Source organism: Pedobacter ginsengisoli (assembly GCF_030244015.1).
Classification (GTDB): Bacteria; Bacteroidota; Bacteroidia; order Sphingobacteriales; family Sphingobacteriaceae; genus Pedobacter; species Pedobacter ginsengisoli.
On sequence record NZ_JASSYX010000001.1, the window covers coordinates 1,146,357 to 1,161,339 of the forward strand.

At 43.5% G+C, this 14,983-nt stretch carries 11 protein-coding genes and 1 riboswitch; of the genes, 5 read left to right on the forward strand and 6 right to left on the reverse strand.

The window, feature by feature from the left end; all coding sequences use genetic code 11:
* Positions 1-30: 30 nt before the first annotated feature.
* The 3 genes from bioD to QEP08_RS04955 all read right to left on the reverse strand — a co-directional run bounded on the left by bioD (position 31) and on the right by QEP08_RS04955 (position 2,644).
* Positions 31-642 carry a dethiobiotin synthase gene (gene bioD / locus QEP08_RS04945; RefSeq protein ID WP_285056342.1) on the reverse strand — a complete coding sequence of 204 codons (612 nt, stop codon included), beginning with the start codon at positions 640-642 and terminating at the stop codon, positions 31-33.
* Positions 635-1,771 (reverse strand): aminotransferase class I/II-fold pyridoxal phosphate-dependent enzyme, encoded by a 1,137-nt coding sequence (locus tag QEP08_RS04950; RefSeq protein WP_285056344.1) that lies wholly within the window; start codon positions 1,769-1,771, stop codon positions 635-637. The genes bioD and QEP08_RS04950 overlap by 8 nt, the downstream gene beginning before the upstream one ends.
* 96 nt (positions 1,772-1,867) lie before the next feature.
* On the reverse strand, positions 1,868-2,644 hold the full coding sequence (locus QEP08_RS04955; protein WP_285056346.1) for an XRE family transcriptional regulator: 777 nt from the start codon (positions 2,642-2,644) through the stop codon (positions 1,868-1,870).
* 135 nt (positions 2,645-2,779) lie between these two features.
* Between QEP08_RS04955 and QEP08_RS04960 the strand changes: the two genes are divergently transcribed.
* A complete protein-coding gene (locus QEP08_RS04960; RefSeq protein ID WP_285056347.1) occupies positions 2,780-3,130 on the forward strand; it encodes a GIY-YIG nuclease family protein in 351 nt (116 codons plus the stop codon).
* An 86-nt stretch (positions 3,131-3,216) separates the two neighbouring features.
* Here the strand turns inward: QEP08_RS04960 and QEP08_RS04965 are convergent, their stop codons facing one another.
* The 3 genes from QEP08_RS04965 to QEP08_RS04975 all read right to left on the reverse strand — a co-directional run bounded on the left by QEP08_RS04965 (position 3,217) and on the right by QEP08_RS04975 (position 10,354).
* Positions 3,217-6,387, reverse strand: a complete 3,171-nt coding sequence (locus QEP08_RS04965) for a tolB protein precursor (RefSeq protein WP_285056348.1) — start codon at positions 6,385-6,387, stop codon at positions 3,217-3,219.
* Positions 6,388-6,454: 67 nt separating this feature from the next.
* Positions 6,455-8,911, reverse strand: a complete 2,457-nt coding sequence (locus QEP08_RS04970; RefSeq protein ID WP_285056349.1) for a penicillin-binding protein 1A — start codon at positions 8,909-8,911, stop codon at positions 6,455-6,457.
* A gap of 198 nt (positions 8,912-9,109) precedes the next feature.
* A complete protein-coding gene (locus tag QEP08_RS04975; protein WP_285056351.1) occupies positions 9,110-10,354 on the reverse strand; it encodes a serine hydrolase in 1,245 nt (414 codons plus the stop codon).
* Positions 10,355-10,411: 57 nt separating this feature from the next.
* Positions 10,412-10,617, forward strand: a riboswitch (cobalamin riboswitch).
* 154 nt (positions 10,618-10,771) lie between these two features.
* Between QEP08_RS04975 and QEP08_RS04980 the strand changes: the two genes are divergently transcribed.
* The 4 genes from QEP08_RS04980 to QEP08_RS04995 all read left to right on the forward strand — a co-directional run bounded on the left by QEP08_RS04980 (position 10,772) and on the right by QEP08_RS04995 (position 14,969).
* The gene (locus QEP08_RS04980) at positions 10,772-12,643 is read left to right on the forward strand and encodes a TonB-dependent receptor plug domain-containing protein (RefSeq protein ID WP_285056353.1); all 1,872 of its coding nucleotides are present in this window, start codon (positions 10,772-10,774) and stop codon (positions 12,641-12,643) included.
* Positions 12,644-12,681: 38 nt separating this feature from the next.
* Positions 12,682-13,272, forward strand: a complete 591-nt coding sequence (locus QEP08_RS04985; RefSeq protein WP_285056355.1) for a DUF6580 family putative transport protein — start codon at positions 12,682-12,684, stop codon at positions 13,270-13,272.
* Positions 13,273-13,341: 69 nt separating this feature from the next.
* The gene (locus QEP08_RS04990) at positions 13,342-14,286 is read left to right on the forward strand and encodes an ABC transporter substrate-binding protein (RefSeq protein ID WP_285056357.1); all 945 of its coding nucleotides are present in this window, start codon (positions 13,342-13,344) and stop codon (positions 14,284-14,286) included.
* Positions 14,283-14,969, forward strand: coding sequence for a Dph6-related ATP pyrophosphatase (locus QEP08_RS04995; RefSeq protein ID WP_285056358.1), 687 nt, complete (start codon positions 14,283-14,285; stop codon positions 14,967-14,969). The genes QEP08_RS04990 and QEP08_RS04995 overlap by 4 nt, the downstream gene beginning before the upstream one ends.
* The last annotated feature ends 14 nt before the right edge of the window (positions 14,970-14,983 follow it).

The window sequence follows — 14,983 nt, forward strand, 5'->3', positions numbered from 1 at the left end:
GGTTCCCTTTTTTGTTGTCGTCCATATTGATCACAAGGTAATATACTTACCCGCTTCTTTGATGCTTTCTTTATCTATGACACTTATTTTAGGAATCCGGCCCAGTACTCTTACTTTGCTGTACTGGCTGATATAGGCTTCGCTTTCCGGATTTGAAACACCATTGAATATCAAGCCTTCTATCGCTATTTGGCTTATTTTGAGTACTTCTAAAGTGAGCAGGGTATGGTTTATGCTTCCCAGATAGTTTTGAGAGATTACAATGACTTTAGCATTCGTTTTTTTGATGAGGTCGAGGATCAGGTCTTCGTTGTTTAAAGGTACCATTAAGCCACCTGCGCCTTCAATGATCAGGTCATTGTCTGTTTGGGGTGCTTGTATCGCTGCCAGGCTGATCTCTATACCGTCGAGCCTGGCAGATAAGTGCGGTGACAGGGGCTGCCCCAGTCTGTAGCGTTCGGGGTGGATGACAGTTTTTGTGTTGCTGAGCAGGTTTTTGACAAGCAGGCTATCGCTGATCTCCAGATCACCCGATTGTATGGGCTTCCAGTAGTCGGCATTTAATTTTTCGGTGAGGATGGCGCTTACTACTGTCTTGCCTATCCCGGTTCCGATTCCTGTTACAAAATAGATATTACTCATTGCTTTTTAGTTGGGCTAGTTCTGTGGCCAGTTGTTTGATCTCTTCATCGGTATTGTAGGTATGCAGGCAAATCCTGAGCCGCTCCTGTCCTGCGTGGACGGTAGGACTTAATATGGCCCTTACATCAATCCCTTTGTTTTGCAACAACGCTGCCGCAGTTCTGGCTGCAGTGTTTCCCGGGTGTATCAGGGTTTGGATGGCGCTTGGTGTAGGGGCCGGGTGATTAAGGCCTGTAGTGTTTGCCAGATCAGCATAATGTTTGATCTTTTCTCTGATTATAAGACTAAAGTCTGTCGTCAAAAGCATTTGATACGCGCATTTTACTGCGGCTATCGTATGGATTGGGGCGGCGGTAGTATATATAAAAGACCTTGCAAAGTTAATGAGGTACTGGCGCAACGCTAAACTGCCGAGCACGGCAGCACCATGACAACCCAGCGCTTTACCAAATGTGACCACTCTTGCAAAAACTTTGTCCTGAAGGCCCAGGTGCTGAACCAATCCTTTGCCATGATCACCAATTATACCCAGAGCATGGGCCTCATCTACAATGAGATTGGCATTGTACCGGTCGCATAATGCGCTTATTTCCGGTAAGGGGGCGGTATCACCGTCCATAGAATATACACTTTCTGTGACGACATAGCTATTGCCTTTGGCGTTTTTAAGTTTGGTTTCCAGATCGTTTAAATCGTTGTGTCTGAAGGTATACCGACTGGCATAGGTAAGCCTGGCCCCGTCTACAAGGCTGGCATGGATGAGCTCATCTGAGATGATGGTATCGCCGCGCTGTGCGAGGCAGGAGAGCAATCCTAGATTGGCATCGTAACCAGAGTTGAAGATCAGGGCAGCTTGCGCTTGATGAAAAACCGCAATGAAAGATTCGGTTTCTTCTGTATATTCAGTGTTTCCGCTGAGCAGCCTTGAGCCGCCAGATCCATTTTGATAAAGACTGTGTTTATTTAATTCCTGATCAATCTGCTCTTTTAGCATTGTTGATCTGGCAAAGCCAAGGTAATCATTTGAACAGAAATCAACGGGAAGATGGCTGGAAGACAGGTTTCTGAGCGAGCCGTTGTCGGTTCTGCTTTGTAACCTGTCTTTCATAAACTGTTCGGCTGTATTCATTATGCTCAAAAATAAAGAAAGCAGACTAATAATCTGCTTTCTTTATTCATTGAACTGTTAATCTTTTAATGTGTTCCTGCGCTTAGGCTCGTTACCTTAGTTCTTGTTTAACTGCGAGATTGATTTTTGCATTTGCGACATCATGTTTGTCAGGGTCTCAATTGTAGGCTCAGGTGTAGGGTCGGGAAGGGTAGAGGAAATGTAGGCTTTTGCTTTCCAGATTTCCAGAATATCTTCAGCGGCTACCGTATAGGCATCGTATACTTTATTGTCAGATATCAGCTTTAGCTCTTTGTTGTCTTTAAAACGGTTTCCGGCCCTTTTGTAGACTACGCCTTCATTTTTGCTGATGATGATATAGGTCTCGCCAGTTTTAACGTCGTTCCAGTTGTCCAGGTATTCTGCCAGGATGATGCTGCCCGACTGGATGGGGAGCATAGAGTCGCCGATAATCTCAAAGGCTCTGAAGGTTCCCTGTCTTAAAAAAGGAAGCGGGAGCTGGAATTTGGGCAGCTCTTTAATATATTGGGGGTCAGAGAAACCATTAAGATAGCCCGCGCTTGCTTTAACCGGGACCATTTCGATGTTCTCGTTGTCGTCTTTGTCAACAGAGATACTCAGTATGCGCAGGTTAGAACCCTGGCTTTTTGGCTTTGGTTTCCAGTTGTCATTTATATTTTCATTGATAAATTCATCAATGGTCAAATCAAAATATTCTGCTATTTTCTTTAGTAAATCATATTTCGGCTCTGCCCGGTCTTCTTCATAAGCTCCGATAAGAGATCTCTTAATTTCCATAGCATCAGCAAATTGCTGCTGTGTGTGGCCTTTTTTCTTTCTTAAGTACTTAAGATTGGATGAAATATTTGACATAAAATAAAAATTTAATATTTATTTGTTTTTACTAAAATAGTTAGTATTATTGTGCCAATAAAGTTAGTAATATTTATTGAAATAACCAACAAGTGTACTAATTAAATTAGTTTGTAACCATTTAAGCTTAAAGACATGAAAAAATTCGTCTATATCGTAACCGACAGAAACCGTACTAGTTTACACGTTGGAATGAGTTCAGATCTCATTAAGACATTAGATTTTTACAAACAGATGCCGAGCCTGTTCTTTGATAATGCCCAGCAGCTCACCCGTCTGGTGTACTTTGAAGAGTTTAAAACTGAAGTGCAGGCATTGAGCAGGTTTAAATTAATGAGCAGGTTTACAAGGATGCAAAAGGAAAGGGTGGTCAGATCCTGCAACCCGGATTGGATCGATCTGACCATTGGCTTGGATTTTGAACACCTGATGTCGGGGAAGAAGATCGTAAACCAGGTTAATCTGCCTTTCGCCATACTCTCTTAAGCTTTTTAAATAACAAAGCCCGAATACATGGTATTCAGGCTTTGAGTGATACCTAATGTGGTGATATGTCCTGGGTCGGCTGTAAATTACCAGCCTGGTGCAAAGGTCAATCCGAACACTCCCGAGGATTTGTCCTTGCGCTGGAAAGGGAAAGCATAATAAGGTTCCAGTACAAAATACCCAAATACATTAACCCTCAGAGAAATACCTACACTTAATGCCGGAACCCGTTCGTTCGTGACCTTAGTAGTGATGGGATTGTTGTCATCATCCAGAATAGGTTGTCCCTGCTGATCGAGTACATTAACAGTTTCATAGGTTGGCTGGCTTTTAAAAACCACTTTGGAATCTTCATTCCATGCCAGACCTGCATCAAAGAACAGATTCAGATCAGAAAACAAAAATTTGGAAGGTATTTGCGTCAGCTTCTTAGGACCTGTAAACGGAAGTCTGATTTCAAAGTTGAATACTGCCATTTTACTTCCTGACAGCTGATTGATGTCGAAGGTGCCATCCTGGTTCTGGCTCTTATACAATGAATTTGCTTCATATCCGCGGATATAGTATGGATAGCCTACAAACAGGGGGTATAGATTTTCACCATCTTTACCGATCCTCTGGTAATTATATGTCCTGGCAGCTAGTGTAATTGGTTTAAGGCGGACATATTTCCTGAGATCAACAGTTACTGCAGAAAAATTGTAGTCTCCAAAATACTTTTCGGCACCTACCCTGTATCTGAAACCATCCAGCGGAGAGGTCAGTCCGTTTATAGAATTGTCTCCGACAAAGGATGCATTGGCCTGAAATATATTAAATGAATTCAAAGGGAATCCAAACTCATTGGTAGCCTGGCTTGTTGGAATTTTTGAGCGCTCTGATGTCAGATACAACCCGTCGTAGGTATAATAGTTGCTGATACGGTCAACACGATAGCTGTAGTAGGAAAATGCGCCCCCGGCTTCAAACCTGTGTACTTTGCTGAAAGGGTAGGAGCCAAACAGCTGTACCTGGTCTTCAAATGTCCTGATCAGGTTGGTCCGGTCGTTGATTACATCAAGCTTTTCGCCGTTATTATAAGTTAGCTGGTCCTCGACAATCTCTCTGAAACCTGTAATGTACGGGATGTGTGATACAGCGACACCCCAGTTGATCCGGTTTTGTTGATTGATGTAACCTACCATGCCTCCAAAATCATAAATCTCACCATTTACAGACAGGTTGGCAATGATCTGGTTTCTGCCAAGGATATCACTGAACATACCTACAATGCCTCCCTGCATCCCGGTACCGAACCTGCTCGTAGATACACCCACGCCGCTATTGGCCAAATAATCTAACCTAAACTTAGGACGGTATGGTACTGTTTTCATAGAATCAGAAGTGGTCTTTTCAAACCTTTCAAAGTTATTCAGGTTGGAGTTGACAATATCTACGCCTACACTTTCCTTAGGCGGAAGGACGGCAGCATCAAAATTGACTTCGTTGGGGTCAACAGATTTTGATTTGAAGTTACTTAACGGAGAATTGTACAGTGTATAGCGCTGGGAGCGATAGTAGCTGTAAATAATGTCATCATTTCTGGCTACAGAAATGGCAGGGGAGAACTCGGTAATTCCGCTGATGCCGGTGAAGTAATCAGTTAACTGATTTACCGTATTTCCTTCGAGGTTATATTCATACAAATTCCTGAAACCGTCTCTGTTGGATAGAAAGAACAGCCTTTTGCTGTCGCCTGAGAATTGGGCGTTCAGGTTATTTGCGCCCGGAAACACCGGTACATCTGTTAAGGATTTGCTGGCAATGTCATAAACTGTAAGGTTAATTGGCTGCACTGCAGTGATCCCGTTTTTGTTGATGGCAGCCCTGTCTGAAGAGAAAACAATCTTTTTTCCGTCAGGCGAATAGCTTGGGGCATAATCAGAAAAAACATCATTGGTGATCTGGGTGACCGTTTTGGTTTTCAGGTTGTAAGAGAAAATGTCTCCCTGGCCTTCGACCATTCCGGAAAAGGCAATATCCTCGCCGTTTGGCGACCAGGTCAGGTTCCCGAATTGCTCCACTTTGCCCATATCCGCGCGCAGCGCCACACTTCCGTTGTCAATGTTGATGACCATCATTTGGTTCTTGCCCTTACTGAATATACTGAAAGCAAACTGCTTGCTGTCGGGAGACCAGGTTCCCGCAGATTCTATAAAGTTAAAATCATCGATGTGTGAATTTGAGACCTGGCTGCTCAGCTTTCTGATGATCCTGCCTGTCCTGGCATCTGCAAGGAAAAGATCGACTCCAAAGAGATCTTTTTCCGAAAGAAAAGCGAGGTACTTGCCGTCAGGACTAACCGCAGGAGCAACGTTCATATTGCCTGCATTTTTGTTGTCGATGATCTTCGTGCCACTGATCTTAACCTGTGAACTGTCTGCTTTCAGCATGGGCCGGTAGTGAGATTCGATCGCGTTCTTCCAAAGACCTGAAAGCGTGTTGTCATCGTAACCAAAAGTATATTTTAATCCATTTTCATAGCCGAATCTTGCGGTTGCCTTAAACAGGGGAACAATCGTCGTATCTCCGTACATGGACCCTATAAAGGTCCAGAACGCTTGTCCGTAACGGTAAGGAAAGTACTTATTTGAATTCGTCAGGTCTTTCAAAGAAGGGATGTCCCTATTGAGTAAAGCATCCCGCATCCACATGGAGGTAAAGGCATCTACCTTTCCGACAGACAAATATTCCGCCATACCCTCGATCATCCACAAAGGGATCTCACTGATGTTTTCAAGACCAACAGAATCTTTCTCTAACAGGATATGGTATTGAAAAGCATGGACAAGCTCATGGCCCAGTACATGCCTGGTTTGATTGCTCAATTCCATAACCGGCATGATCACCCTGTTCTTCAGCGCCTCCGTAACACCACCCGTACCGATGCCGATTTCTCCCTGAAGTGCTGTAGTCTGTTGAAAATCAGGATGGTTGCTGTATAAAATGATAGGGTTCTTTTTCAGGAAAGTATCTCTGAAGATCTCCTGGTGCATCTTGTACCAGGTTTCAGCTTCCTGAATGATCTTATGGATCATCTTTTCATTTTTGAGGTAATAATACAGCTCAAAGTGTGGTGTCTGCAGAACTTTGAACTTTTCGTTCTTATACCTCACTTTGTTTTGTCCAAAGTATTGAGCCTGAACCGAAACAGCAAATACCATAAGGATGATCAGCAGCGGGATTGATCGTCTCAAAAATGTAAAGCTCCTTGTCATATGAATAGTTTAGTTGTATAATTAAATGTACGTAATCTTAGCAATAATAGTTGTTTGGGGTTTCAGGCTAGTTGTTGTTGTTTTTTTCTCGCTCTTTTTCTTCCTGTCTCTGCTTTCTTTTCAACTGACGCTCTTCCTTTTTGGTAAGCGGAACAGCCACAGCAGGTTGTTTAACAGGCTCAACAGGTTTTTGTTCTTCAGGTTTCGGTGTGATTACTTCCTGGTTTTGAACAGGCTGCTCAGGTGTTTCTTCCATTACGGGCACTTCAAAATCTGAGGAGTCGACCAGGAGGCTGTCATTTTCTGTAGTGTCTACCTCAAATCTCGGTGAAGGACAGTTGATATCCCTCGTGATTTTAACCTTGGATTTTGGGAAGGGACCCATGGTATAACCCGTAGTCGGATCTTTATAGACCTTCTCCATAAACTTGGCAAAAATAGGAAGGGCAGTTCTGGACCCTTCCCCAGTTTCCCCATTCTGAAAATGTGCAGTACGCTCATCACAGCCTACCCATACACCGGTGACCAGATCCTTGGTAATGCCCATATACCAGGCATCCACGTAATCAGATGAAGTACCTGTTTTCCCGCCGATCTGGTTGTTCTTTTTCCAAAGATCCCATTCCCAAAGCGCCTGTGAGGTGCCGCCGGGTTCTTCCATACCGCCTCTGAACATATATAGCATCAGCCAGGAAATTTCTTCTGTAAGTACACGTTTCATTTTTGCGGTGAATTCTTCAATGATATTGTCGTCCAGATCCGTGATCTTTTCTACCAGAATAGGATCAGTTCTGATCCCGTCATTTAAGAAAGTACCATAAGCCCTTACCATTTCGTATACCGAGACATCATTCGGACCTAAACTAACCGAGGGTACTGAGGCCAGATGGCTGTCTATACCGCATTCATGTGCCCATTTGACCACATTTTCAGCACCCACGGCATCTGTTACCTGTGCGGTAATGGTATTTACCGATTTGGCCATGGCCCAGCGTAAGGACATTTCACGGTAAGTGACACTCCAGTCAGAGTTTTTAGGCTCCCAATATTCTGTTTTGCCTTTTTCCTGGTAAGCGATCCTGACTGGCTTGTCAGTAAATTTATCACATGGACTCATTCCCTGCTCCAGGGCGGCCAGATAGGCAAAAGGCTTAAATGTGGACCCTGCTTGTCTTTTGGATTGCTTTACATGATCATATTTAAAGAATTTGTGGTCAATGCCGCCCACCCAAACTTTGATCTTGCCGTTAAAAGGATCGAGGGTCATCATACCTGTATTCAATATTTTGCCATAATAGCGGATAGAATCCATGGTAGAGAATAACGTGTCGCGGTCGCCTTTCCAGGTAAAGATCTTCATCTTCTTTTTCCTGTTAAAATAAGCCGTGACAGAATCAGGTGTATTTGCAAATTTTTTTTGCAGCAGGGAATAGATGGGCAGGTTTTTCATCGCTCTTGCAGGGTAGTCGACCTTTTGTTTTTCAGAATCTTCCCATGGATCTTCATCACCCCATACATTATAAAACCTGCGTTGTAAAGATTTCATCTGCTCTGCAACGGCTTCCTCGGCGTATTTCTGCAGCTTGGAGTCTATAGTCGTATAGATTTTCAGGCCATCTTCATAAAGATTGTAATTGTTGTCTTTACACCATTTATCCAGATATTTGTCCACAGCTGCCCTAAGGTAGGAATCGCCGTCACTGCCTTCGTCTACACGTCCTTCCTTAAGCTTAAGCGGTGCGTTTTTGAAGGTGTTTAATTGCGCGGCCGTAATGTATTCGTATTTGTTCATTTGGGTCAGGGCCACATTGCGTCTTTCCAGGGCCTTGTCAGGATTTTTAATCGGATTATAGATCGTAGTCCCCTTTAACATACCTACCAGCAGAGCGGATTCAGGTATGTCCAGTTCATTAGCTTCTTTATCGAAATAGATCCTGGAGGCCGTCTTTATCCCATATGCATTGTTACCAAATGATACAGTATTCAGGTACATGGTGATGATGTCGTTTTTAGAATAGTTGGATTCCAACTTGACGGCGGTCAGCCATTCCTTGAGTTTTGGGATGATGGTGCGCAACAGGGGAATTTTACTGAGGAGACCCTGGGATTTATTATATCTGGTGCGGTAAAGGTTTTTGGCAAGCTGCTGTGTGATGGTACTTGCACCACGCCTGTCTCCGGTAGCGGTGGAGATCGAGCTGGATAATAACGAACGGAAATCTATACCCATATGACTGTAAAAACGGGCATCTTCAGTGGCAACCAGTGCGTTGATGACACTTGGGGCAATTTCATTAAAATTAACCGGAGTCCTGTTTTCTTTATAGTAGCGGCCTATCAGTTTGCCGTCTGAAGTATACAATTCTGATCCTACACGAAGGGTAGGGGTTTTAATGTCTTTACGGGAGGGGGAGTATCCAAAGAGCCATAAGAAGTTGAGTTGCAGCGCACAAAAGAAGATGATGATACAATAAAGGAATATACTTAAATAACGGATATACCTATTGCGAATTTCTTTAAACATGGGATAAAGATCAAAAAAACGTAAAACTCTTAGTGTTAAATAGTGTTAAAACTTATGGTACAAATTAACGTAATTAATTTACTTAAATTTTCCCTGCTGCTTAAATTTATCTCATGCACCACTATTCAAAGCAATACCGGGCACTTATCAAACATGACGAGCCAGGCCAGGCAATCGCTACATCAGACAGGCCAATTGTTAATATTGCATCCTAAATTTTTTCAGGTCCGCAGGATGTGTTCTTTTTCTTTCCAGTTCCTCTGCGTAGATGACCCTGCCAAGATTCTTCATAAAGGGATAACACACTGTCTCGTACTCATATTTATTATCATTGTAGATGCCATCCTCGTTAGACTGGACCACAGCGGTTAGAAAGAACTCAATATTATTTTTGAAATCAACAAAGTAAGAATTGTCAATGATGAAGCCATAGGAATCGCCGTACTTGTTAAAGATTCTGATGTCTGGATCAAGCTCTGCGTCCTTTTGCCGGCCATAATAGAGCATTTTGGCATAGGTCGGCCAAAACTCCTTAGGATCATAGGCAGGATAGTCGCTTTCGGTAGGGAGCTTACTCATAAAGGTATAGATCAGCTTATAATCTGCAGCTTTGAGGTTGAACCTTTCTTCTGCCGGAAAAGCTTCCGGAAAAATCAGCTTTTTCATCAGGGCTTGCTGGTCTGAAATGGCGAAAGCATTCTTGTTTTCAAACCTGAAAGGTTTGCTGACCAGTTTATCGGTACTGTCCAGGTAACCAATGCCCATGGTTGTATTGGTTAGGTCCAGCGGGTATTCCAGGGAATCATACTGTGCCGGCTGATCATATATCAGCTTATCCCCATTGTAAAATTTGATGGGATTGGTGTGCTTTGCGGGCTCCCCCGCATCGCCGATGGCCAGCCTGTTGAGGATCCTGCTGTTATTGAGGCCATTTTTTTTCAGCTTGCTGTTGATCTCTGCCCGGCCGATGAATTCAAATAAGCGGTTAAACGCGTCGTTGTCACTGGTCAGCAGGATTTTTTTGATATAATGTTCCAGAGATGGCAATTGATTTTCTGCAGTACTGTCCCGCAACACCCTGGTCTGCCCGGCATAAGCACTATCGGTAATCATGGTGCTTTTTACTGTCAGCCCTCTTATTTTTAATGCATTGAGCTTTTCCAGGGCGAAAATGACAGCTGCGAGCTTAACAGTGCTGGCAGGGTAAAAATACCTGTGATCATCCAGGTTGTAGCTGAAAGTTTTAAATGCAGGCTTGTTTCGGCTGTCCCGGTCTACCTGCGTATACAGCACCTGCACCTGGTTTTTTTGAGGATGATTCAGTATACCGGCAAAAAGATCTGCATGTTTGAGCATCAGGTTTTCAATATACACAGTGTCAGTATTTTGGGCCATCACAGTTGTGCGGATAAAAATAAAAAAGAGCAGGGATAATCGTTTCATGTACAAGAATTATAAGCATAAATATAATGATGTTTGTTGTAATGCTTAATAATTAAGTACATTTGCAGCGCTTTTGGTTTCTTTTCTCAAAAAAAGAAAGAATTAAAAGGGAATACGGTGTAATTCCGTAACTGTCCCGCAGCTGTAAGCTCCAAAACGGTGTTCAAATCGAAGCCACTTTTCCGAATCTTTAAAAGATGAGGACTGGGAAGGCAGAATTACCGGGAGTAAGTCAGAAGACCTGCCATTTGCATGATAATTTCATAGCTTTCGGGGATTGAAGCTAGGAGTGAGTGCTTATTTATTGTATTTCATTTCCTTGATCTAACTGTTTGCTGTGGGTAATACTCACAACAAAATTATTGTTGTTGTTTACCATATTTTTTGAATAAGAATAAATTAAACAAACAATAGAAAATGAAGATTAACAACAAACTATTCATTGCAGCCGGGTTGGGATTACTGCAATTTGGTATCAATGACACCGTCAGAGCACAGGAAGCCATTAAGCTGGATAGCGTAGTGATTTCTGCAACTAAAAATGACCAGAAGCAATCTCAGACCGGCAAGGTGGTCACGATCATTGGACCGGAAATACTGGAACGGAGTTACGGAAAAAACCTGACTGATCTGATCAATGAGCAAGCCGGTATCGTGGTGGGCGGAACTACGGGAAATGTGGGACTCAATAAAAGTCTTTTTGTAAGAGGTGCGGCCAGCGCTTACGCTGTGGTACTGGTCGATGGGATCTTACTGAGCAGCCCGGCGGGTACAGGTTCTTCCTTTGACCTTCGTCTATTCGCCATCGATCAAATAGACCATATCGAGATTATAAAAGGCGGACAATCTACTATCTATGGCTCAGATGCGGTAGCAGGGGTGATCAATGTCATTACCAAAAAGGGCAAGAAAGCAGGAAATAGTGTATATGGAGTAGCCAGTTACGGAAGCTATAAAACCTACAAAGGCACCATAGGCATGAGTGCCAATGTCGATAAGTTCTCTTACAACATCGCCTATACACAAGGCAAAACCGATGGGATTTCTGAAGCAGCAGTTCCCAAAGGAAGCACCGCGGAGTTTGACAAAGACGGAAACAAAACCGGAGCCGTCAACGCAAATTTCTCACTACAGGCGACGGACCAGCTCAGTATCAATCCGTTCCTTCGGTATTTTTACGGACATTACGACCTGGATGCGAGTTCTTTTTCAGACAGTCCGACAAATAACTATAAGGCAGAACATTTTAATGGCGGTGTTAATGCAAAATATGAGTTTAATACCGGCAAGATCAATTTAAACTATAGCTACGAAACAACAAATACCGGATCAGTTAGCCAATACGGAGAAAGTCTGTCGAGAGGTCAAATGCAGCTCATCGATCTTTTTTATAACCAAAAACTTGGCTCTAAACTCGATCTGCTAGTGGGGATCGACAACAGGGCTACTAAATTCAAAGTCAATTCAGACTTAAAGCCTTCTACCAATCTTTTCAGTACCTACGCATCGCTTTTTGCACATGACCTCAGTATTTTCAATATCGAAATAGGCGGACGGTATAATAAACATGACCAATATGGAGAAAACTATACTTACAACATTACACCATCTATCAATGTGATCAAACAAGTCAAACTATTTGGTACCGTTTCCACTTCATTTAAAGCGCCTACCTTAGAAAATCTGTTTGGCGCATTTGGTGCCAACCTGGACCTCAATCCTGAAGAATCCAAAAACTACGAGGCAGGTGTCAACATCAGTTTTGCAGATGACAAATACAGCCTGCGCGCCGCTGGCTTCAAAAGAGACCTGACCAATGCCATCGTATATGGAAATGTGGGTTACGTGAACCAGGCCAGTCAGACTGCCAAAGGTTTTGAGGTAGAGCCCGCTGTCAAGTTCGGTGTTTTCAATATCAACGGATACTATGCTTATGTGGAGGGAACAGAGTTCAACTTCATAACCAATGAAGTTTCAAATTATCTGCTGCGCAGGCCAAAGCACATTATTGGGATTAACGCAGGTGCGCAAGCGACCCACGCCCTTTATGTGAGTTCCTCGTTCAAATACAACGGATCACGTACAGATGGCAACTTTAACGATTATGTCATCGAAGACCTGCCTTCTTATAAACTCCTGAATTTCTATGCTGAATACACGCTCCTTAATAAAAGAGTAAAGCTTTTTGCAGATCTTAAGAACGTTCTTGACGAGCAATATCACGAGTTTTATGGTTACAACAGTATGGGTTTTAACATGAATGCCGGTGTAAGTTTTAATATTAGATAAAGAATTGATATTTTTACACGATTCAAAAAACTACAAATATGTCATTAGATAAAATCAACATCAGAAATTACATCTTAATCCTGATCGTTATTGCTGCTGCGGCCACGCGTTTCTTCCACCTGGATAGTTTTACATCCTGGTTCAATTTTACGCCGATCGGTGCCATTGCCATGTTTGGAGGATCTTATTATAAAAGCCGTACCAAAGCTTATCTGATTCCTTTGATCATCCTTTTTTGCAGTGACCTGATTTTGAATTTAACGGTTTATTACAACATAGACGGCAAATTTGATGCAGCAGTATGGACCTATCTGAGCTTTATGCTGATGGTGACTGTAGGCAGGTATATGAAGAAAGTAAATGTTTGGACAGTAATTGCCGGCTCATTTGCCTGTGTGTTTATTCACTGGATCGTTTCTGACATCAGTGTGGTCATGATGACCGGCTCTATGTACCCAAGGACTTTTGCAGGCTACCTGCTTGCGCTTCAAAATGCGATCCCATGGGAAAGAAACCTGCTGGTCAGTACTTTAGTTTACAGCCTGGTCATGTTTGGCGGATTTGAATACGCAAAAAGTAAATTCCCTGCATTGCAGTTGAACAGCACTGCGGAGTTGCAGCACTCTTAATTCATGCTATAAAATCATTTTAAGCCCCTTTTGCCAATGCACAAAAGGGGCTTTTTATAAATATCTTTTATGAAGATCCTTTCATTTTTACCGGCAGCCACCAAAATGATCTACGACATGGGCCTGCAGGAGCACCTTTATGGGGTAACTTTTGAATGTCCTAAAGAAGCGGCAGACTTACCAAAAGTGGTTCGCTGTGTCCTGGAAGGCAAGAACTATTCCAGCCTCGAGATCGACCGTATTTTCTCAGCATCAAAAGCACAGGGCAAAAGCCTGTATTGGGTAGATGAGGAACTTCTGGAGCAGATCGGGCCTGATGTGATCTTTACCCAGGATACCTGCGAAATATGCCTCATTGACACTGCCTGTACCTTGTCTTCCATCGCCAATCTCAGCAAACAGCCCGCGCTGGTGACGCTGAGCCCAAATAACCTGCAGGAAGTGTTTGATTGCGCATTGACCATCGCAACAACTTTGGGCAGGGAGGAGGTAGCCCTGCACTACCTCGCCGGACTAAAGCAAAAGCTGGATGACATCATTGACCAGCTCCGCGCCGGCCGCGCTCCCCTGAAAAGGGTCATGATCATGGAGTGGATTGCGCCCATTTACAACTGCGGGCACTGGATCCCTTTTCAGATTGCGGCGGCAGGTGGGGTAGACATGCTTTCCAACCCGGGAGGAGATTCTATAGTGACCAAATGGGAGAAGGTCAGAAAATACAATCCTGAAGTGCTGGTGATCGCGCCCTGTGGATTTGACATTGAGCGCAGCATGGAAGAAATGCACCTGCTTTCCGCTAATCCCGGCTGGGAAGATCTGGAAGCTGTGAAAAATAAAGCCGTTTACATTGCCGATTTTGATATGTTCACCCAGCCAAGTGCAGGTACGCTGGTCCATGGCATACAAGCCCTGGCGGCGATGTTCCACCCGGAGCTGTTTCTTCCTGAGCCGTATATCGCAAAAAGATTTATAAACATCTATACCCGGGAACTTCTTGATCAATCTGTCCGGTGAAAAATAAATGTTTGTTCAACTGGAGTGGTGGGAAAGACAGTACCCTGGCATTACATTATGTCTTGCAGGATCCCTCGGTATACGTAAAATACCTGCTGACTACGCTAAACGATGCCTTTGACAGGGTTTCTATGCATGGCGTCCGGTCTTCTTTGCTAATCAGACAGGCAGAAAGCATAGGTATAGACCTTTATCAGGTCCGTCTGCCAGAAATGCCCGGCATGGGCGAGTATGAGCAGGCCATGCAACACCACCTCAGTCAGCTCAAATCAAAAGGCATTACCCATTCCATATTTGGTGATATCTTTCTTGAAGACCTGAAACTGTACCGGGAAAACAAACTTGCCGAAATAGGGATGACCGCGCGCTTTCCATTGTGGAAAAGAGACACCACCGAAGTGCTCAGGGAATTTATCAGTCTGGGCTATAAAACCGTGGTTGTCTGCGCCAAAGACGGATTACAGGACTTTTGCGGACGGGTAATAGACGAAAGCTTTATCAATGACCTGCCCAAAGGAGTAGACCCTTGCGGGGAAAATGGCGAATTTCACACCTTTGCATTTGACGGACCAATATTCAGATCACCGATACGATTCGAATTGGGTGAAAAAGTATTTAAGACCTATGAAACCGCAGCGATGAAAAACGCCGGATATTGGTATATTGATCTGCTGCCGGCCTGACCGTTTTCAATCCC

Excerpts from the sequence above, each read along its gene's own strand:
- bioD (WP_285056342.1), bottom strand. The coding sequence starts at position 642 with ATGAGTAATATCTATTTTGTAACAGGAATCGGAACCGGGATAGGCAAG.
- QEP08_RS04950 (WP_285056344.1), bottom strand. The coding sequence starts at position 1,771 with ATGAATACAGCCGAACAGTTTATGAAAGACAGGTTACAAAGCAGAACC.
- QEP08_RS04955 (WP_285056346.1), bottom strand. The coding sequence starts at position 2,644 with ATGTCAAATATTTCATCCAATCTTAAGTACTTAAGAAAGAAAAAAGGC.
- QEP08_RS04960 (WP_285056347.1), top strand. The coding sequence starts at position 2,780 with ATGAAAAAATTCGTCTATATCGTAACCGACAGAAACCGTACTAGTTTA.
- QEP08_RS04965 (WP_285056348.1), bottom strand. The coding sequence starts at position 6,387 with ATGACAAGGAGCTTTACATTTTTGAGACGATCAATCCCGCTGCTGATC.
- QEP08_RS04970 (WP_285056349.1), bottom strand. The coding sequence starts at position 8,911 with ATGTTTAAAGAAATTCGCAATAGGTATATCCGTTATTTAAGTATATTC.
- QEP08_RS04975 (WP_285056351.1), bottom strand. The coding sequence starts at position 10,354 with ATGAAACGATTATCCCTGCTCTTTTTTATTTTTATCCGCACAACTGTG.
- QEP08_RS04980 (WP_285056353.1), top strand. The coding sequence starts at position 10,772 with ATGAAGATTAACAACAAACTATTCATTGCAGCCGGGTTGGGATTACTG.
- QEP08_RS04985 (WP_285056355.1), top strand. The coding sequence starts at position 12,682 with ATGTCATTAGATAAAATCAACATCAGAAATTACATCTTAATCCTGATC.
- QEP08_RS04990 (WP_285056357.1), top strand. The coding sequence starts at position 13,342 with ATGAAGATCCTTTCATTTTTACCGGCAGCCACCAAAATGATCTACGAC.